The following is an 18,707-nucleotide window of genomic DNA, read 5'->3' as shown; positions in this document are numbered from 1 at the left end:
GCAATTCGAGGATCAACACACCCGGCGAACGGTCAAACCAGCAGCCTGACCCCGTCTGCTCCGAGGGGCCCACTCCATGCACAATTTCCGCCGGGACAAAAAGTTTCATTGGGATCAGCCCGCAGACCGTGCGCAAACGATCGCGCCAGCGCGAGCCGCTCGAGATCCGCTGCTGACGCCGGCGACGTTCGCGAGCTGCCGCTATTCGAGCGCAAGGCCGAACTCGGCAAGCTGCTACGCCGGCGGCCCAGGGCATCTTCGTGGCGCCCTTCGAGCCCGGCGCGATCGGTCCGGATCTGCTCGATGCGGCCTGCCGCATGAACCTCGAGGGATCGTTTCCAAGCACCGCGAAAGGAGCTGTCGGCCGCGGACGTGCGACTGGATCAAGGTCACGAACCGGGCGCCTCCGGCGATGTCGCGCCGGTTCGAATAAAACAGGGCCGCGCCAGGACTCGCCGCGCGGCCTCGTGGTGCGTTTAAAAGCACCCCGCCCGCACCTCGACGGCCTCGAGCACGAGAAAACCGCCACAGTTGCCTGGCGGTTTTCTCGCAACGCCTGATCTCCCAACCAGGGCAGGCGCCGCGGTTTCGCGGCAATTCGGTCTGACGAACTAAGGCCCCGCGGAGTGACGCTCCGCAGGGCCCGGCTGTTCAAAGCCTTCACGCTCTGACCGATCAGTCGATGATCTTGACGACGCGGCGCGTGCGCGGCTCGACGATGACGCGGCGATCATTCACGACCGCGTAGCGATACTCGGTGTAGTTCGGCACCGGGCGCAAGACCACGGTTGGGGGCAACGGCTCGCCGACGACGACGCGCTCGTGGATCACGACGGAGTCGTCGCGCGGAATTCCGCCGAGCACGGCATTCGGAATTTCGAGGCCGGCGCCAACGGCCGCACCGACGGTGCCGCCGACCATCGCGCCGACCGGGCCACCGACGTCGCCACCCGCACGTGCGCCGTCCCTGGCGCCCTGTTCAGTCGTCGACTGGGCAAAGGCTGCACTCGACGCCAGCAGCGACACAGCAGCCAACGAAATCGCAAGACGGGTTTTCATGTCCACACTCTCCAGTGGTTGTTGATGCGCCGTCAACCACGGGGTCGGACCATTGTTCCGGTTCCCGCATGATGAAAGGCACGTCAAATCTGGAGACTGTTACCGCGTAACAGTTCAGGCCGCGGCGATCTCGTGCCCGTCATCAGTTCCAGTGCGCGCGCCATTGCGGAATGATCCGAGGCCTTGGCGCCATGCGCGGCGCAGAACGAGAATAATTGCTGTCACCGCTTGCAGCGACAGACCGAGCGCGCGCGCCTACCGGGCCGACAGTGCAACGCCGCCGGCTATCAATCCGCCCGACCATCGAGCGAGGTCTCGACCGCCCAGGGCCGGTGCAAGTTGGCGGCTGTCCCACTAGTCTCGAAATAAAACGCTGCCGGGCTCGAAATACATGTCCCGGCAGCGTCTCATTCTCAAACTGAGCTCTGAAATCCCAGTTAGCTTGAATTGTGCAATGGCCGTGCCACACGTCTGTGACGCTTGCGAAGTGCCGGTTCACGCTGGGGGCGCATCCCGGCTGGAATTCAGCGCCTCCCCGTTGCATATTTTCGCTCATGGAGACGCGTGAAGATTTCTTGCTCCGGCTGGCGGGCGTCCTGGATGAAATCGGGGCGGACCAGCAAGTGATCATTCACAACCGGTACGTTGAACACGCATTCGGCGGAAGGGGTGCGATCGCAATTGCAGGGGCCCAAGTGTTCGCCCGCGCTCACGGCTGCACATTCTCTTACGACCGCATCAAGCGCCAAGGTGTATTTTTCCGGTCTTATCCGGCGGGCGGGCGGGCGTGAAGCTTTCGATCGCCCGCGGGGCGACGCCAGAGGCCCCAGCCGAGAGGGCACGGCCAGGGCCTTTGCGTCAGCCCTGCCTGGACGGTTGCAGGACCGAAGACCGACTCCTTCGCTAAGACCAGCGCAAGCGACCTCGCCGACATGTTGCGCATGGGCGAGGCCGCCTGCGACGCGGGCTCCGCGGCCGGGGGTAGGCTCGAACCCGGTGCCAGATAACGTTAACGGACTGGAGTGAGAACAATGATTGCTCGAAGGGGGCACTCAGTTCGGCTTAGCAGAGGTTGGCCCGGTCTTTTAAGGGGCCGGCCGTCGGCGCGAGCTACTGCCGGTCGTGGGTGTTGCGAGCGGGCCTCAGTGCGCCGAAAAGTGCGCTTAGGTCAATGTCGCTTTCTTTTCGCACACAACCAAGCACGATATAGCGTCACCACAGGTTGCATAAGCAGGGGATGCTTGTGGGTTGGGCGGAACATTCATATCGGTTCGGCTTTGTCGTGCTGTCGATCTTCAGCGCTTTGGGGGTGGTATGGATGATTCTATCGCTGTGAGCCGTGCTACGCGGGGCCATAGCACATATCTTGCGGTTTGGTCTTGGTGTGTGTTGTTCGGCTGGATTGCGCTTCTAACGTGCGCTGCCGACGCGATCGCTAACCTTCCCTGGTAATGCCTCGACCGCTCAACACAATGGCGTTTTCTTTGCTCAGCGTAGCCACCAGCACCGCTGCAAAACCCAGCCGACATACGTACGACAGTCATAGGACCGCACCCCGAAGACTGTCAGGGTAGTCCTTCGGCCCCTTCAAAATTTTCGTGTCATCGTTGGCGCGTGCGGTCGCTAGTTCGTGACTGGAAGCCAAGTCACATGCTTGATGACGCATTTTGCCTGGGAACATCGCGCCCAATCGTAGAGGCTCCGAATGCGCGGGCTGCTGGCGATTCGTGGGTGTGCAAAAGGAGTGATCCGATGTGCCGATTCAGCCACAGCAACAGAGATTAAGACTTGGACTGGGAACGTCCGGACGGAGCCCGGCTTGTGTTCCGCGACGGTCTCTGTCCCAAGACCAGAGCCTGTCCGGAGGCCCCAGCATCATCATGCCCCGGGCCCCGATGCTGGGGCCGTTTTTTGTGCGAGGCGCCGATTGGACGAGACCTGGAGAGTGGTGCTGGCGATCGGTGCGACGGCTATTGTCGTCGGCGGCGCCTTCCTTGCCATCCGGTTTATCATCGGATTGCACCTTTGATTCGATCCGGTGCACGAGCGCGAGCTACTGCCTGTCGTGGGTGTGAAAGGCCGATTGCACAGGAAGCGCGACCGGCAGCGGCTCACGACCCCGATGTGGACTTAGGAAGTTGGAGGTCTGGGGCGTTTGGGATGATGGGTCATTTGGTTCTCTGATAGGTCCGATTATCAGGCGGTAGCTTGGGACTAGAGCAGAATGCCATTTTTCAATTGTCTCGCCGCAGACGGCGCACTCGAAACTACTGAACTCTCGCTCGCAGGCCATGCGTTCGGTACGGCGATAAACCGCACCGCACTTGCAGCGCCTCTGGTCCTCTCTTCCCACGCGCCGAATATGCGCCTTGAATTGATCCTGTGCCAGCTAATCCGTAATTGGATCGGCGGCCGGGAGTATCCTAGACTGGTTCCGCGCACGCGCGCATGAACGGGAACGTGCGGACCAACGATGACAGACGCAGGCAAAGAAGCTCCTCCCGAACCGCAAGAGCGAGGCCCGCATCCTTCATGCCCCCATTGCCATGGAGAGTTGGCTGTTGCGTTTTCGGCATTCGATCCCCGCAAGAAACAAAACGTCCGGGTGTTTGAATGTCGGAGGTGCCACAGGCAAGTTTGGGAGGATGAGATAGCGTGAGGCCGCCTCGGTAGGAAACGGCTATACATTCTCGGCGCTAGCTCGTCGGCAAGGGCTCCTTATGTTCGACTTCGATCTATTTTCCAAACGCGAATGGGCGACGATGATTGTCGCTTTCGTGGCTGTAACCGCTCTCGCCCTCTACGGTTTTTTCACGTTTCTCGACTACCTGGCGCCGCGCCTGTAAGGCCGCCTCAGTTGGCGGCTTTCTCTCGGCGGGAAGATGGCCCCACACGCGCCGGGGGCCTATCACGTCGTACTCGAACGCTACCCCCTCGGGATCGTTCTCATCGAGCCAATCCTTGGCAGCGTCTTCGGTCGCGAAAACCTTGAGATGCTCGACGTCACCGACCTGCTTGGCGGTGTTCACGTAGATGAAAACCTATTGATCGTTTTTACCTTATGGCGTGCCAAAGGCGGAGAGTCGGCCCCGACTGCAGGGGTGATTGCGGGGATAGGTCGAGGCCGCTCCGCCAGCTCGGCGGCGAGCCGGCAAAGCCGTAACAGTGTCTGAGGTCGCTGGTTCCTGAGCGGCCATACTCCGCCGCTAAACTGTGAGAACACCGGCGCGATTTAAATACCAGCCAATAGCTGTCCCGGATGGCCGCAGTGGGGGCTGGAACCACCCTGCGGCGCGCCGAATGCCTTTGCGCCTTGTCGCCGTCCGTCCTGGCGGTCTGGTCTGTGTCCGGGCGTTGTGGCCTCATTTTGAAGAGGGCCGCTTTCGTAGGAATAGACCAGCCCACCATCGTTCGTCAAAAATGCCGCGGTAGTATTTCGACACCAGAGATAATCAGAACTTCATTGCCGATGACGTCGGAATAGAGTTCGAAACCTTCGACGAGGTCAAAGCGGAGGCGTCCCTTGCTATGGGATGTTTTGCCCGGATCCGAAGTGCGAAACCTGGCAATCGAAGTACGCGGCGAGATCGGCCCTGTCTTGATCGTCAAACTCCGCTTCCAGATCGAACATATAGCTGCACGGTAAGCAAAACTTGACGTTCGGATAGCAACTCAATGGGTGGCCGGCAGTTGACCGTCATCACCGAGCGGACCGTGGCAGACATCGGTGTGAGATTGCGCGTAGCGCTTCCCGTCAAACCCAAGGGAGCGGCTATGTCTAACAGCAAGGCAAATATCGCGATCATCGGGACCGGTCCCCGAACGAACTCCTTGATCTCGCTCGATCTGCCGGACGTTGAGACGGCGCTGTCGCTCGGTCGGAAGCTCGTGAGCGATACAGGTCGCAAAGTGATAGTCCACGATCAAGACGGCGCTGTGCCGGACGAGTTCGAACCGCCACGACTTGATCTATGTCGAACTAACAGCCAATCGGCAGCGCGACGTTCTTACCATCCCCGCGACCGCCTCTACATCGGGTCGCTGGTCTGGCTCGTAGTCGTCGCGGGCTACGGCGCGTCGGTCACTCCGAGACTGCGACCAATGGCGCCGCTTATGTCCATAGGCATACAGACCCCACTGCCGAATCTTCCTAGAGCCTAGTATGCCTTGGCGGCCCCCCATTACCGTCGAGGCCTCCAACGGCTCCGGCGGGTTGTGCCGCGGCCGTTTTTTGCGACCTGCAACAATGAGTGTGCGCGTCGTGGGTGTGGAAAAGGTGTCGCTTGCGTCTGCCTAGCGTCTAGCCGCACCGAGTCGATGGCTCCGGTCCAGGCAGATGGCCAGCTTTGAATTGCGCTCTTTGCGACCAGGCGCGGCTCAACGAGCAGTTCCCGTTGCTGGAACGAGACCGCTCAAATCAAATTGAATCCGGGTTCTGTTGCATGGAGTTGCGTATGCGTCAGTCCGGATGGCTCCTTCCATCGTGCCGGCCGATGAGCCGACCGTGTATCTGGTGGCGGATGATTTCGGACGCGCAGGCAGCGCCTGGCGCGAAGCCGATCTGGAAATGGCAGACCTCGAAACTGTCATTCAGGACCTGCTCGCAGGCGAGTATCGCAGGCCTATCAAGGTCATCGCCTTCAACACGGCAGAGCGCTGGTCTGAAGACGTCTCCGAATACGCCGCGCTCAAGATCCAGCACCGCTGTAACCTGCAACTGAGCGACGTCCCCTCGCTCCTTCAGGAATTCGTCGATCGCTACGCTGCCCAGAACAGCCGGCAGTACAGCTTGCGCGTGGTGTAACCGTGGCGTTTCAACGAAAGAAGCCGGAAGCAGTAGGCGTCAAGGCGCCCTTCCCCGGCTTCATCGAGCCGCCCTGGCATCCTCGATCGACCGCGTGCCGTCGGGCGAACGCTGGATTTACGAGATCAAGTTCGACGGCTATCGCGTCCAGGTGCATCTCGCCAACGAAGCCGTCGCCATATTCACCCGTCGTGGGCAGGACTGGACCAAACGCTTCAAGAAGGTCGCCGACGACGCCTGGCACATCAAGGCGAGCTCGGCCATCATCGATGGCGAAATCGTAGTTCCGGCCGCGGATGGCAGCACCGATTTCTCCGTCTTGCAGAACGAGCTAAAGGGCACCTGATCGTCTTCGTTGCCTTTGACCTGTCTCAATGGCAAGGACCTGCGGAAAGTCCCTCTGCTCCAGCGTAAGACCGCGCTGAAGAAGATCATCACTGGCAGCGACGTCCAGTTCAGTGAAAGCTTTGAGATCGACGGCCGCGAGATGTTCACGCACCCCTGCAAGGTCGGGCTCGAAGGCGTGCGTGGTGTCGAAGGTGCGCGACAGTGACCGGGAAAAGCCTTAGCGCGCCCCTGCCTGAAGCGCGCTGAGGTGAGTCCTTGGTCGAGCCGCCCCTTGTGTGGGGCTCGGGGAAACCCGATGGGCAAGCGAGCGACCGTAGAACGAAGGGAGCGTCCCAGATACGGAGCGCTAACTGAAGGGAATTGAGCTAATATAGTGATTCTGGAGGACGCCCCATGGACACCGAAAAGCAACCGCCTCAAGGTCAGGCCAAAAACTCTTCTGAGCAGAGGCCGATCATCGACCAGATGACCGACCTTGCTGCCAACGCGGCCGGAGTGCTGGCCGAGACCGCCGTGAAAACGGTGGCGGACAAAGCAAAAAAGGCGGCGGCTAGACGCATCCCCAAGTCAGTCAAGAAGGTGGCGACAACAGTCGCCAACGCTGCCGCGAAGAAGAAAGCAGTCAAAAAAGCCACCAAAAAGAAATCTGCCAAGAAGTCCGCAAAGAAGTCGGCCAAGAACACTGCGCCCAGGAAATCAAAGAAGGTCGCTAAGAAGACCTCGAAAACATCAGCAAAAAAGAAGGCCGCGAGATCGAGGCGCTGATCACCAGCGGCACCCGCAACCAAGTGCTGTCGTCAGAGCGTGTGCCCGCGCACCGACGATAGACGCCTCAAACGGGTGTCTGAGACATTTCTCGGCTTCTTGTTTTGCCAACACTCTAATCATTTCGATGCCTATCTCGCCTTCCTGCGGAGTCGAGCTTGCCCACGGACTGTTCGACGGTTGCGATGACTGCAAGCGCATGGTTGGCCGTCGGGCACTTCGGTCGTTAAACCTCGACATTGCTTCGCTTGCGAAATCCGATGGTGTAAGACAGCTCTGCTTCCGAAGTGTCGGGACGGTCATGACGTCCACCTGCTGAAAGGGCGGCCCCAGCCTACGGTCCCTGCTGCTAGCTGGAGCCGCACTTCGAGCAAACGTTGTGATGCTGGCCCGAAGCGCGATGCCAATGCGGCTCGAGGGCCCGCGTTCCTACTGAAGATGTGTTGGAGGCGGGCTACCCGGGAATTTAATGTGGCGACGTATCATTTGTTAGCGCGCGAGCGCGCCGAAAGCGGAGGATGGCGTCGGTGCGCTGGACAAGCCGCGCGCTCGCGGCCCCAGCGTCCCCGGCCTCCTTGTCACAAAAGCCCCCGGAGACGCGTGGGGCCGTTGCGCGCTGCGTCACCGATAGAGCAGTGCAAGGATGATCAATGCCGGTGTAGTCATGCCCACCAAGATAATTAGCACGATGAACATTCGCTCGTTCACGGCGGCCCTCGCCGGATGAGAATAGACTTAGGGCGGGACGCCTTTGGTATACAAGTGAACAGAACAGAGGGATGAGGGACATCTCGCGTCGGTGCGCTGGGCCCGCTCGCGGCCCCAGCGTCGGCCCCGCCTCTCGGACGCTTGAGGCTGTCGCGCGCTGATCAAGTACGGCGCTGCAAAATGCGCGTGGTTATCAGCGAGAGTCCGATGCGCGACCTGCTTAGTCCGCGTGAGAAGCGATTATTGAGGCGCTTGGCTGCCCGGGAAGACTGACGCGCAGATCGCGGAGCGGCTCGGCGGCACCGCCAAGCAAGTCTGACAGCAGAAAGTCAGGCTGCTCGCGCGATTGCAATCAATTCGCCCGACGAGATCGCGGATGCAGCTGAGCGATGGGCGGCCTGGCCGCGCTATCGAGGCATCACGTAGAAATCTCGCTGGCGAAACCACGCCCACGCCTCGTCGGAACGGTCGGCGCACACCAGACGATACATTGACCTAAGGATCAAAGATGCGCCGCTGCCGCTGGTCCAGGGTTAACGAATGGTTAAGCCGAATCTGGGAGGTTGCAATGGGGGTGACCTAAAACGAGGTCCACCATGTTGAGGCTGAAGAAAGCTGCCCCAGTATCCCGCGATTTGAACATCGGCCAGATCGACACCGCCGAGTTGCTGCTGCACCGCGTGTACGCCTTTGGAGCCGCCGAGGGACATGCCTCCGGCGAGTCAGTGGGGCAAGACGCTGCGGGCTGGGAACGGGCAGAAATGGCTCTGCTACAGGCGCAGATCGACACTCAGCGCCAAATTATCAAGCTGCTCCGCAACGAATTGTCAGACGTGCGGAAGGAACGGGATGCTTGGCGCAGTCGGGCTCACAGGCTGTATCGATCGGTTTCGACTGACCTCATAGCCACCCCGCGCCCCGGATCGTTTGCGGCATCACTCCAGCAACGTCGAATACATTTCCGGCAGCATTGACTTAAACAACTGCCGCAGGGACCGCACCTCGCCGCCACCGGCTGCTAAGATAGACCTGCGCGATGTTGGCCAGATCGCGCAACTACACTCTTCCAAGCCACCTACTTGATCCCAGTAAGGCTCTTTGCCCGCCGCTCCGCCTGCTCCAGCGCACTTTTCGCAGCTTGAATAGCGCGGTTGTGTGCCGACTCCACTTTCGACAGCGCATCGTTAACCCTGTGCCCGGTGTCCCTGTCCTCCTTTGGCAGAGCCTCCCAGGCTGCACTCTTGTCCTTATTCCTCGCGTGCTCGGTCATGATCTCCCGCTGCGCTTGCTTCTGTTCTTCCGTCGGCGCATTCCACCACGCCTCCTCGTGCTCGAACTCGCGGCGAAGTTTGTTTGTGTTGGGATTGTTAGCCATGGTTATCCTTTCTGCTGCAGGGGTGAGCCGCCGGACGTCGCCAACCGCCTGATGGAGGGGCAGTACAGCAGCCCGATCCGCATCGTCAGCTTCAACACCAGCGAGGGCTGGTCGCGCGATGCATCGGAGGACATTGCCGAGGAGCTACAGCGGCGCAGCGCTGAGTGCGGTGAGGTCCCGCCGAGCCTCGAGGCTTCCTCAAAGCCCACGGGCGCGGCCTCGATATCCAGTTTATGCTCCTCTAGCATCGCGCTCCACCGACTCCTATGATGCGGAGAGCAAGCTCGGACATTAATCGGAAAGAAAAAGCCCTTGGCTCAATCCACCACCAATTGAAGTTGTTTGGTCAAGGCGCCGAACGTCTCAATCTCCTTCCTGATCTGAGCGGCCATTTCGACAGAGGAATTTCCGACCGGTTCGGCCCCGAGTTCTAGCATGCGTGCTCTCGCCTCCGGCGAGTTGACGATCTCGACCACCTGATGATTCAGTTTCTCGACGATGGAGGGGGCCGTATCTGCGGGCGCCAATAAGCCGAACCAAGTCCCGACATCAAATCCAGGTATAGGACCCTCGGCGAGCGTGGGCACGTCGGGCAGTGCCGACGAACGCCGCGCCGTCGTGACAGCGAGCGCCCGCGTCATGCCGTCCCTGACCTGCGGTAAACCGGACGTGACGGTATCGAACATGACCTGCACCTGCCCCCCCATCAAATCGGCCAGTGCGGGCGCGCTTCCGCGATAAGGGACATGAACGATATCCGTCCCAGTCTTCAACTTGAACATTTCGCCGATGAGGTGATGCGCGGTGCCGGCGCCAGCAGTGCCGTAGTTCAAGCTGCCGGGCTTCTGTTTTGCCAGGGTGATGAATTCTTCGATGGTCCTCGCCGGCACCTTGGCGTTGACGACAACCATGTTGGGCACAAGAGCAATGACCGTTACCGGCGAGAAGTCGCGCCCGAAGTCATAAGGCACTCTGGAGTAAGCACTTTGCGCGATGCTATGATGGGTGGCGCCCATCAACAATGTGTAGCCATCGGGAGGTGATTTCGCGACCATGTCAGCGCCGATAGTAGCACCAGCTCCAGCACGGTTCTCGATGATAACGGGCTGCCCCCACTTAGCGGTCAGCGCCTGCCCGACGATTCGGGCAAGGACGTCTGTCGTCCCTCCAGCGGCGAACGGAACAATGATCTTGATCGGTCGATTCGGATAGCTCGCGGCACCATCCTGTGCAGCGACGACAGTCGCGCCCACGATTACGCCGACGGCTGCTGCAAGGATCGTCCTCAGTACGCGCATCGTTTCCTCTCCTTTTTGTTTTTTAGCCGATACTTGAAGGCGGGCGTTTAACCGGGCTTCAAGGTCGCCCGCGGCCAACCAAGCTTCAGGTCAACACACCTCGTCGCCTCAAGAAGCGACGTCGGATCCTAGTCCCGCACGGCGGGCCAAAAATCTCAAAGCTTGGCGACAAGCTTGAAAAAATTGGAACAGATTCCCAAGATCACCTTCCAAATGCCGGTTTCATCCTAATGCCTCACCGCCGGCCCCGATGTCCGCTTTCAGAATCCCGCGCCTTGAGGCCCCGCTCCTCCAGCCACTGCTTCGACTTGCGTCGAAGCTCCATCGGCAGCGACCGCACAGCGGTGATGCGCTTGTGCATCGTGTTCTCGGCCTGCAGCTCGTCGTGAAAAACCACGCCCTTGACGGTTGCCCATTGCTTGAAGCGCTCGACAGCAGGATGGCGTTGCGCTCCTGGTTGTAGCGCGCGACATCATCGGTGTCTGACGCATCGGTCATCAGCTTGTGGTGGTTAGCCGGCCCCGTCGATGGCGTCCCGGACCGCCCGGTAGATCTGCGTCGCCAGCGGCGTCCTTGCGGCGCGGTCGAGATAGATGGGCAGAGCGGCCATGGCGCAATGGTACGATCATTCCCGCCAATCTTGGTTCTGTTTCATGAGCAGAGCCGGCCACACCTACCAGCCATCGACACGTGGGAAGCGCGTCTTTTGGTGCCCGCCCTGTTCTCACCCGCTGCAGCCGTCATCGCGAAAGGCGGAGGCTTTTCGGATCCGTCCGAGATGTCTTGGCTCCGGGGATGGCGCCAGTAATAGGATGTATGTAATGCCTTTCAACGATAGGTCGCTGCCGCCGGTATCGCCAGAGGATGCGGCGCGCCTCCTGGCCACGGTCGCGGGTTCGGTTCTACTGCCGAACGACGCGGGATACGACCATGAACGCGCCGTCTGGAACTTGAATCACGAGCTGGTGCCCGCGGTGATCGTGGTGCCGGAGAGCGCGGCCGATGTTCAGGCCGCCGTTGCTTTCGCGGCCGGGCAGCGCCGGCCGGTCCTTGTGAAGACGACCGGCCACCAGATGGTCGGCCAGGCGCACGGCGCCGTCGCGATTGCGACCCATCGAATGAACGACATAACGATCGACGCGGCGGGCCGCACGGCCCGGGTCGGCGCCGGAGTGCTATGGTCCGAGGTCATCGCGAAGGCGGCCATCGATGCCCGGAGTGCCTGAGCCCTTCCGCGGGAAGTTTCTGGTGGCGGTGCGGATCGCCTACAACGGCACGACCGCGGACGGCGAGCGGATGGTAGAGCCGCTGCGGGCGGTAGCTCCGGCAGTCCTAGACACGGTGCGGGACATGCCGTACGCCGAGGTAGCGTCGATCCACAGCGAGCCGACCGAACCGGTGCCATACTACGAACGGGGCATCATGCTGCGAGAGTTCCCCGCGCAGGCGCAGGACAAGCTGATCGAACTCGTCGGTCCGGACGCGGAGACCACCCTGGTGATCGCCGAGCTGCGTGCCTTGGGCGGGGCGTGGGACCGGGAGCCGGCGGTACCCAACGCCGTAGCGACCCGGGGCCTGCCGTACAGCCTGCTGGGCGTCTCGGCCGGTCCGCTGTCGCAGGAGCAGCAACTCAAGAGGTCGGTCGCGGAGCTGCTCGACGGCATGAAGCCCTGGCAGGGCGACCGGCGGGTGGTGAACAACCTCGCGCCGGATGAGGCGGCCGACGCCGCGGCGATTTACGGCCCGGAGCGCTACGAGCGCTTGGCGTCCATCAAGAAGACCTACGACCCGGCCAACATGTTCCGGCTCAATCACAACGTGATACCGGCCGCCTGATTAGACAATGGCCGACCGGGCCGGGCCGGACGTTATCAATTCGTGGATAATGTCAGGGGCCACCGATGTCTCGGCCTGGCCCAGGCGCGCAGATATCCCGGCTGCCGCCGCCAATCCCATGGACGAGGCCGATCCGCCTTCGGTAACGAAAGTTTTAGCCGCAGCGGCGCAGTCGCAATTCGAACATCGCCGCCTCGAGGCGTGTTGCGTACAGGCCTTTGATGGCGAGGATCGGCGATGAAGACACAACGGCAGCCGTTGAAGTCACTCAAGACCACACGCGATAATACGCCTATGCCGGCGTCACGAATGCTTGGTGAGGACGCGGGCTCATAGAGCTCTGTTCAAATGTCGGAGTACGACGCAATGGGTTCTTCGCGGAACTCTTGGCAAGCATGCGTCGCGTCCACAGTGCTATCGCCCCAATTCCAAGAGCCGACGACAGTCCGCCTTCAGTCGTCGTTCATTGAGATTTGTCACGCCGAGCAGCAGCCCCTGCCGCCTGGAAGGCCGCATGTACCACGGCGACAGCGGAGCCGGCGCCATGCCGAGTTGTAGAGCGCGTGAAGCGATGTCCACGTCTGACGCATACTCGGGAAGCGAGAGCACAACTGCCAGACCGGCGGTGGCTTTTACCTTTATCGAGTCTAACGCCATCTCTCCGAGGCAACGAAGCAGAGCCTCCCGTCGGGCGGCGTAAAGCCGCTTCATGCGACGCAGATGGCGAAGATAGTGCCCTTCCCGCAGAAATTTCGCCACAGCGCGCTGCACAGCCGCGGCTGGCGCAGGCGCCAAGCAAGCAGCGAGCTCACCGAATCTACGACCCAGTTCCGGCGGCACGACCATGAAACCCAAGCGCAGCGCCGGGCTAATCGTTTTGCTAAAACTGCCGATGTGCAGCACCCGTCCCCCATGATCGAGCGATGCAAGAGCCGGCGCCGCCCGACCGTTCAGCTGCAGTTCGCTCAGGTAATCGTCCTCGATGATCCAGGCGTCGCTTTGCCGAGCCCAGGCGAGCAATGCAAACCGCCGCGGCAGAGACATCGTCATCCCGAGCGGCGCCTGCTGGCCTGGTGTCACGACTGCCAGTGCCGCTCCGGCGGCGTTCTGGACACCAGCGGCGACATCCAGTCCTTCCGCATCAACCGGGACAGCTGTCACAGCCATGCCAGCCAAGCCGAGCGCGGTGCGAGTGAGCGGAAAGCCTGGATCCTCGATCCAGGCTCCCATCCTTCCAAGCTGAAGCCCTCGGGTCGCCAGACCGAGCGCCCCGGAGAACCCGCCCGTGACGAGCACCTGAGAGGCACTGCACCGAATGCCGCGGGCCAGCCCCAAGTAAGCCGCCACCTCCTTTCGCAGCTCCGGATCGCCACGCGGATCCGGATACGTCACCGGCGCCTCCGCGGCCCACCGGGTCTCGCGGGTGAGGAGGCGTGACCACAGCTTGAACGGGAAGGCATCTTGCGAAGGTACGCCCATCTGAAATGCCAGCGGCGCGGTTCCGAACTCGTAGAAGAGGTCTGGCAGAAGCGGGGCTTCCGGCGAACGGTCGTGCGTTGAGGATCGGGGCTGCCGCTCGGCCACACGGGTCCCTGCAGGCCCGAGACCAACCGCGAATTGCTCCGCGATGAGACGTTGGTAGGCCACACGCACGGTGCCGCGGGAGACGCCCAGCTGAGCGGCCAGATCTTGCCAAGAGGGCAACCGCGCGCCCGAGGCGAGCCGCCCGTTCTCGATGCCCTCTCGGATCGCCGAATAAATCTGGGCAGCCAGCGAAATCCTTCTGGCACGATCGAGTTGAATGGGAAACGCAGCCATCGCGCGATGATACAGTCAAAGTTGGCAATCTTGGTACTTTTTTTTGACCGGGCGCAGCGCATCTATTCGTCTTGAACAACGGCCAGAGCGATAGATCGGGTCTCGCAGCAGCAGACGACAAAAAGCCCAACCGCGCAGGCGGCACCCGCACGGCTTGTCGCGGTTGGTGCTCCGGTTGCGCAGATCGAAGGCGCCGCCTGGCGAGGTTCCCAAAGGAAAACCCAGATGACACGCATGGATTGGCGCAGCTTCGAAAATTCACTCAAAACCGAGGCGCGCTTTTTCAGTCGGACGGCAGCAAATCATCTCACATCAATCTTCGGTGGTGTTGGCGAGTTGCAAACGCGCGACGGCCGTCCACTCGTGGTGGACGCGGGTCCCGGAACGGATTTTCATACCCTCTATCGCGCTCGGGTCTTTCGATCTGACGACAAACTCGAAACTGCCCTCGGCAGGCCGGACATCCATCTCGGCTCGCCACCAGCACCCCTGACGGCGGCCGGTCCCATGAACGCGCGTGGTATCTCGGTTTTCTACGCCGCAAACAATCAGAAAGCGGCTATTGCCGAGGTCCGCCCGCCTGTTGGTAGTCAGGTCGTGGTAGCCCAATTCGAGATCATCAGAAAGCTTCGACTGCTCGATTTGACCGCCCTCAGCGACATCCGCGTCACCGGAAGCCTTCTGGATTTCGGGTTAGCCGGGAGGACGGAGGACGCCGTGTTCCTGCGGTCGCTGAGTGAGCGTATCACGCGGCCGGCAATGCCCGATGACGAACCGTTTGAATACCTCGCAACGCAGACCATCGCCGACTTTCTCGCGACGGAAGCTTCGGTGCCGATTGATGGCATTATTTTCCCGTCGGTGCAGACCGCCGGAGACGCTCTCAACGTCGTCCTTTTTCACAAGGCTGCCCGTGTCGAAGCCATGAACGTTCCCGAGGGAACGGAGATCGGCGTGAGTACGGGCCGCTGGGCCGAGGATGGTTGGCAGGAAGATTACGAGGTGCTTGAGAAAGTGCCACCGTTACACAAGGTTGATCAGAACGCGCAAGAGCCGGGATCGCCAGACTTCGCCTCAATACCTCTTGACCCGCGGGATGCCGATCGGCGCGACACAAGTCTCCGCATCGTGTCCGAAAGCATCGAGGTGCATCGCATAAAGCGCGTCGAATTCGCCACGGAGGAATTCACGGTGAAACGGCATCGTCGGAAAAGGGATAGCATCGATTTTTAGGCGGGCAGAAGCGCGCGCGGCAGCGCAGATCGCAAACAAGGAAATAGGAGTTCGACAATGACTGACGTTTTTTCTGGCATCAAGATCCCCGATAGCAAGATCGCTCGGGAGGCCACTGAGCTGGTGCGACAACAGGAAACGGAGATGCTGTTCAATCACTCCGTTCGAGTGTTTGCGTTCGGCGCAATGAAGGGGGTCCGCCAAAATCTCAAATTCGATTCTGAACTGCTCTATGTCGCAGCGCTTTTTCACGACTTAGGGCTTGTCGACGCTTATCATACCGACATAAAGCGATTTGAAGTTGATGGCGCCGACGCAGCGCGCGAATTTCTCCGAAGCCACGGCATCCCCGAGCCGAATGCGGATCTGGTTTGGGAAGCCATCGCCCTACATACCACGCCCGGTATCCCCCAATATATGCGGCCCGAAATCGCGCTCACAAACGCGGGGGTTCTAGTGGATGTCGTCGGGATTGGATATGATGAGTACACGCCAGAGCAACGCGACCAAGTGATCGCTGCATTTCCGCGCGGTGATAATTTCAAAAATGATTTCATTCAAGTTCAGACTTGCTCCGCTTTAAAGAAGCCTTTGACGACGTTCGGTACCGTCAATTTCGATTACATCAAAGATCACGATCCCACGTTTCACAAACCGAACGCGTGCACTCGCATCCGCAATACTCCCTGGCATAGCTGAGCCGTCGTGCGCATTCGTCTGCCTGAAACGGCGGTTGCGGAAACCACATAACTCATCAGTACCGCTCTTTTTGGTATGGCATCGATGTCTAACTCGCTTAGCTCCCTCCTGTGGTTAACTCTCGGCGCCTTTTCGATTGGCACCGAGGGTTTCATGATCGCCGGGCTGTTGCCTGCCCTCGCGCGAGACCTAAACGTCGGCTTGTCCGCCGCCGGCCAACTAGTCACCGCCTTTTCCCTCGCTTACGCCGTCGGGGCTCCCGTCATGGCAGTGCTGACAGCCAGGCTGGAGCGGCGCCGCCTGCTGGCCCTCGCGATTGCCGGCTTCAGCATTGCCAATCTACTCGCAGCGCTCGCGCCGAACTACGCCGGGCTGTTGGCGGCTCGGCTCCTATTGGCCTTCGCCGCCGCGAGTTTTATGCCTGCGGCCAGCGGTTATGCAGCCGCATCGGGCGGGCTGCAACGGCGGGGCCGCGCTTTGTCCATGGTGACCAACGGCCTGTCGTTGGCAATCGTCGCCGGCGTGCCGCTCGGGGTGCTGGTTGGCCAGAGGTTCGGCTGGCGCGCCACCTTTCTCGCCGTGGGCGGGCTGGCGGCGCTCTCGCTCGTCGGGATCCTTTTCGGAATGCCGAGACAAGTGCCCGGTACCACCGCGAGTCTGGGCGAGCGCCTGGCACTAACCAGGCGCCCCGATATACTGGCGGTCCTAGCGACCAGCGTGCTGACGGTAGCCGGCACATTCACGGTCTACACATATCTAAGTGTCTTCCTTGCCGGCGTCGCTGGGATTGGGCCGCAGGAGCTGGCGCTGGTGCTACTCGGATTCGGGGTCGCCAGTGCCGTTGGCACCCAGCTCGGCGGCACCGCCGCGGACTACTGGGGCGCGCGCTACACCGTGATCGTTGGTTGTGGGCTCACCCTTTTGGCGTACCTTGTCCTATCGCTAGGCGCCGCGCTTGGCCCGGCGCACGCGTTACTGGCCCTGCTACCGGCTATCCTGCTTTGGGGCTTGTCCAGCTGGGGCTTGATTACGGCGCAGCAGGCGCGGCTGGTCGCGCTGGCTCCAACTCTGGCCGCGGTCAGCCTCTCCCTGAATTCGTCGGCTATCTATCTCGGCAGCGCCATGGGCGCGGCGGTGGGCGCGCTGGTCATCGCTGATGGCCCAGTGGGGCGGCTCGGCTGGGTGGCCGCGGGGTTCAGCCTGGCCGCGCTGCTGACGGTGCTGGCCAGCACAGCGGGACGTCAGGTCGAGGTTGGTGCCGTCCGCGAGGATGGCGGTCGGCAGGGCGACGCGGCCGAAGGCCGGCCGCTGCGCCGGTGGTGAAGCACTTCGAAAGAACGAGTTGAGAGATGAAAGATCTTTCTGCCTTCCTCATCACACAACGCTGGCCCGCCAAACACCCGAACCGCTTGCAACTTTATTCATTGCCGACGCCCAACGGCGTCAAGGTGTCGATGATGTTGGAGGAGATCGGGCTGCCGTACGAGGCGCATCTGGTCGACTTCAACCAGAACGACCAGCGCACGCCGGAATTCCTCTCGTTGAGTCCTAACGGCAAGATCCCGGCGATCCTGGCCCCCAACGGTCCGGGCAGCGAGGTGTTGCCCTTGTTCGAATCCGGTGCGATCCTGCAATACCTCGCGGAGAAGACCGGCAAGTTCTTGCCGGTCGATGCGGCCCGCCGTTATCAGACCATCCAGTGGGTGCATTTCCAGATGGGCGGGATCGGGCCCATGTTCGGCCAAGTCGGCTTCTTCAACAAATTCGCCGGCCGTGAGCATGAGGACAAGCGGCCACTTCAGCGTTACGTCGCTGAGTCAAAACGCCTGCTTGGCGTGATGGAAGCGCGTCTGGCCGGACGGCAGTGGATCATGGACGATGAATATACCATCGCGGACATTTCGATGCTTGGCTCGGTGCGCAACCTGATCGGCTTCTATGAGGCGCGCGAACTCGTCGAATTCGACCGTTTTCGGGAAGTGCCAGCCCGGCTCGAACGCGGCCTGGCACGTCCCGCTGTGCAATGCGGGCTGACTATTCCACGAAGACCGTAAACAAGTGAGAGTTCAAACTTCTTGGACAAGAGGATACGAAAATGCCAGCTTCGTCGAAAATCGCACTGTTCTGCACTGTACTTGGCTTGACGTTGGCAGGAGCGCCGGCTGGATATGCGCACGAGCCTGAGACGGTAAAACCGGTTTTCCAGCACGCGATCCCAAACATTCCGGGAAAGAAATTGGTCGCTGTCGTTGTGAACTATCCACCCGGCGGGAAATCCCTGCCTCACCATCACGCAAAATCCGCCTTCATCTACGCGTACGTGCTTACGGGCGCCATTCGAAGCGTCGTGGGCACCGAGCCCGCCAAAGTCTACCAAGCGGGCGAGAGCTTCCACGAAGAACCTGGAGCGCATCACCGGGTGAGCGAAAACGCCAGCGAGACCGACCCTGCGAGTCTTCTGGCGGTCTTCGTCGTCGATGCTGAGGACCAGCCACTGACCATACCAGACCCGAATTCAGACGCACGATAGTGCCCTGAGCCGATCCCATCGCCCGTGGAGTCCGGGACTGCAACTGGGCGAATAGCCGAACCTAAAGATTGATGGCAATAAGGAGACCAGGATGACAAGTACCCTTGTCGGCAACGCGGCACAGAGCCCTGCTCCCTCCACGATGAGAGCCTGGCGCGTACACAAATTCGGCGCGCCGGACGTGATGATATTTGAACGGGTCCCAAGGCCAGATCCTGGTCCGGGCGAAGTTCT

At 61.1% G+C, this 18,707-nt stretch carries 17 protein-coding genes and 1 pseudogene; 13 read left to right on the top strand and 5 right to left on the bottom strand.

Translation table 11 applies throughout. The features are described from left to right. Nucleotides 1-675 precede the first annotated feature (675 nt). Complete coding sequence (locus AC0L3X_RS43495) at nucleotides 676-1,059, bottom strand: DUF1236 domain-containing protein (RefSeq protein ID WP_231145605.1); 384 nt, start codon at nucleotides 1,057-1,059, stop codon at nucleotides 676-678. Nucleotides 1,060-1,613: 554 nt separating this feature from the next. Between AC0L3X_RS43495 and AC0L3X_RS43490 the strand changes: the two genes are divergently transcribed. Further along, entirely contained in the window at nucleotides 1,614-1,850 is a 237-nt protein-coding gene (locus AC0L3X_RS43490) for a hypothetical protein (RefSeq protein WP_456679793.1), read from the top strand. A 1,944-nt stretch (nucleotides 1,851-3,794) separates the two neighbouring features. Here the strand turns inward: AC0L3X_RS43490 and AC0L3X_RS43485 are convergent. Next, complete coding sequence (locus tag AC0L3X_RS43485) at nucleotides 3,795-4,088, bottom strand: hypothetical protein (RefSeq protein ID WP_354100428.1); 294 nt, start codon at nucleotides 4,086-4,088, stop codon at nucleotides 3,795-3,797. 433 nt (nucleotides 4,089-4,521) lie between these two features. Here AC0L3X_RS43485 and AC0L3X_RS43480 point away from each other — a divergent pair, with 433 nt between their 5' ends. From AC0L3X_RS43480 to AC0L3X_RS43460, 5 genes and pseudogenes are all read left to right on the top strand, one after another. Then, nucleotides 4,522-4,716, top strand: coding sequence for a hypothetical protein (locus tag AC0L3X_RS43480; RefSeq protein WP_473317461.1), 195 nt, complete (start codon nucleotides 4,522-4,524; stop codon nucleotides 4,714-4,716). A gap of 811 nt (nucleotides 4,717-5,527) precedes the next feature. Beyond that, nucleotides 5,528-5,863: a hypothetical protein gene (locus AC0L3X_RS43475; protein WP_354100429.1), complete on the top strand. Its 336-nt coding sequence runs from the start codon at nucleotides 5,528-5,530 to the stop codon at nucleotides 5,861-5,863. 2 nt (nucleotides 5,864-5,865) lie between these two features. Beyond that, nucleotides 5,866-6,389: pseudogene (locus AC0L3X_RS43470) on the top strand (ATP-dependent DNA ligase); the annotation flags it as partial. A gap of 215 nt (nucleotides 6,390-6,604) precedes the next feature. Next, a complete protein-coding gene (locus tag AC0L3X_RS43465) occupies nucleotides 6,605-6,976 on the top strand; it encodes a hypothetical protein (RefSeq protein ID WP_354100430.1) in 372 nt (123 codons plus the stop codon). A gap of 1,304 nt (nucleotides 6,977-8,280) precedes the next feature. Further along, complete coding sequence (locus AC0L3X_RS43460) at nucleotides 8,281-8,658, top strand: hypothetical protein (protein ID WP_354100431.1); 378 nt, start codon at nucleotides 8,281-8,283, stop codon at nucleotides 8,656-8,658. A gap of 101 nt (nucleotides 8,659-8,759) precedes the next feature. Here the strand turns inward: AC0L3X_RS43460 and AC0L3X_RS43455 are convergent, their stop codons facing one another. Both AC0L3X_RS43455 and AC0L3X_RS43450 read right to left on the bottom strand, forming a co-directional pair. After that, complete coding sequence (locus AC0L3X_RS43455) at nucleotides 8,760-9,059, bottom strand: hypothetical protein (protein WP_354100432.1); 300 nt, start codon at nucleotides 9,057-9,059, stop codon at nucleotides 8,760-8,762. A 317-nt stretch (nucleotides 9,060-9,376) separates the two neighbouring features. After that, nucleotides 9,377-10,435 carry a tripartite tricarboxylate transporter substrate binding protein gene (locus AC0L3X_RS43450; RefSeq protein WP_354132596.1) on the bottom strand — a complete coding sequence of 353 codons (1,059 nt, stop codon included), beginning with the start codon at nucleotides 10,433-10,435 and terminating at the stop codon, nucleotides 9,377-9,379. A gap of 743 nt (nucleotides 10,436-11,178) precedes the next feature. Here AC0L3X_RS43450 and AC0L3X_RS43445 point away from each other — a divergent pair. Both AC0L3X_RS43445 and AC0L3X_RS43440 read left to right on the top strand, forming a co-directional pair. Further along, nucleotides 11,179-11,583: an FAD-binding oxidoreductase gene (locus tag AC0L3X_RS43445; protein WP_354100434.1), complete on the top strand. Its 405-nt coding sequence runs from the start codon at nucleotides 11,179-11,181 to the stop codon at nucleotides 11,581-11,583. 22 nt (nucleotides 11,584-11,605) lie between these two features. Further along, nucleotides 11,606-12,193, top strand: a complete 588-nt coding sequence (locus tag AC0L3X_RS43440; protein WP_354100435.1) for a BBE domain-containing protein — start codon at nucleotides 11,606-11,608, stop codon at nucleotides 12,191-12,193. Nucleotides 12,194-12,607: 414 nt separating this feature from the next. Here the strand turns inward: AC0L3X_RS43440 and pdxR are convergent, their stop codons facing one another. Beyond that, nucleotides 12,608-14,011 (bottom strand): MocR-like pyridoxine biosynthesis transcription factor PdxR, encoded by a 1,404-nt coding sequence (gene pdxR / locus AC0L3X_RS43435; RefSeq protein WP_354100436.1) that lies wholly within the window; start codon nucleotides 14,009-14,011, stop codon nucleotides 12,608-12,610. 225 nt (nucleotides 14,012-14,236) lie between these two features. On the opposite strand from pdxR, the gene AC0L3X_RS43430 reads away from it, so the two are divergent. The 5 genes from AC0L3X_RS43430 to AC0L3X_RS43410 all read left to right on the top strand — a co-directional run bounded on the left by AC0L3X_RS43430 (nucleotide 14,237) and on the right by AC0L3X_RS43410 (nucleotide 18,473). After that, complete coding sequence (locus tag AC0L3X_RS43430) at nucleotides 14,237-15,244, top strand: RES family NAD+ phosphorylase (protein WP_354100437.1); 1,008 nt, start codon at nucleotides 14,237-14,239, stop codon at nucleotides 15,242-15,244. A 57-nt stretch (nucleotides 15,245-15,301) separates the two neighbouring features. After that, entirely contained in the window at nucleotides 15,302-15,943 is a 642-nt protein-coding gene (locus AC0L3X_RS43425; protein ID WP_354100438.1) for an HD domain-containing protein, read from the top strand. A gap of 75 nt (nucleotides 15,944-16,018) precedes the next feature. Next, nucleotides 16,019-17,266: an MFS transporter gene (locus AC0L3X_RS43420; protein ID WP_354142191.1), complete on the top strand. Its 1,248-nt coding sequence runs from the start codon at nucleotides 16,019-16,021 to the stop codon at nucleotides 17,264-17,266. Nucleotides 17,267-17,292: 26 nt separating this feature from the next. After that, nucleotides 17,293-17,997 (top strand): glutathione S-transferase family protein, encoded by a 705-nt coding sequence (locus AC0L3X_RS43415; RefSeq protein ID WP_473317458.1) that lies wholly within the window; start codon nucleotides 17,293-17,295, stop codon nucleotides 17,995-17,997. Between the two features lie 41 nt (nucleotides 17,998-18,038). Next, nucleotides 18,039-18,473 carry a cupin domain-containing protein gene (locus tag AC0L3X_RS43410; RefSeq protein WP_354100441.1) on the top strand — a complete coding sequence of 145 codons (435 nt, stop codon included), beginning with the start codon at nucleotides 18,039-18,041 and terminating at the stop codon, nucleotides 18,471-18,473. Nucleotides 18,474-18,707: the final 234 nt, after the last annotated feature.

Source organism: Bradyrhizobium sp. MI1.7 (assembly GCF_055811795.1).
The sequence above is the reverse complement of the archived record's forward strand: the minus strand, read 5'-3'. Positions and strand labels throughout refer to the sequence as shown.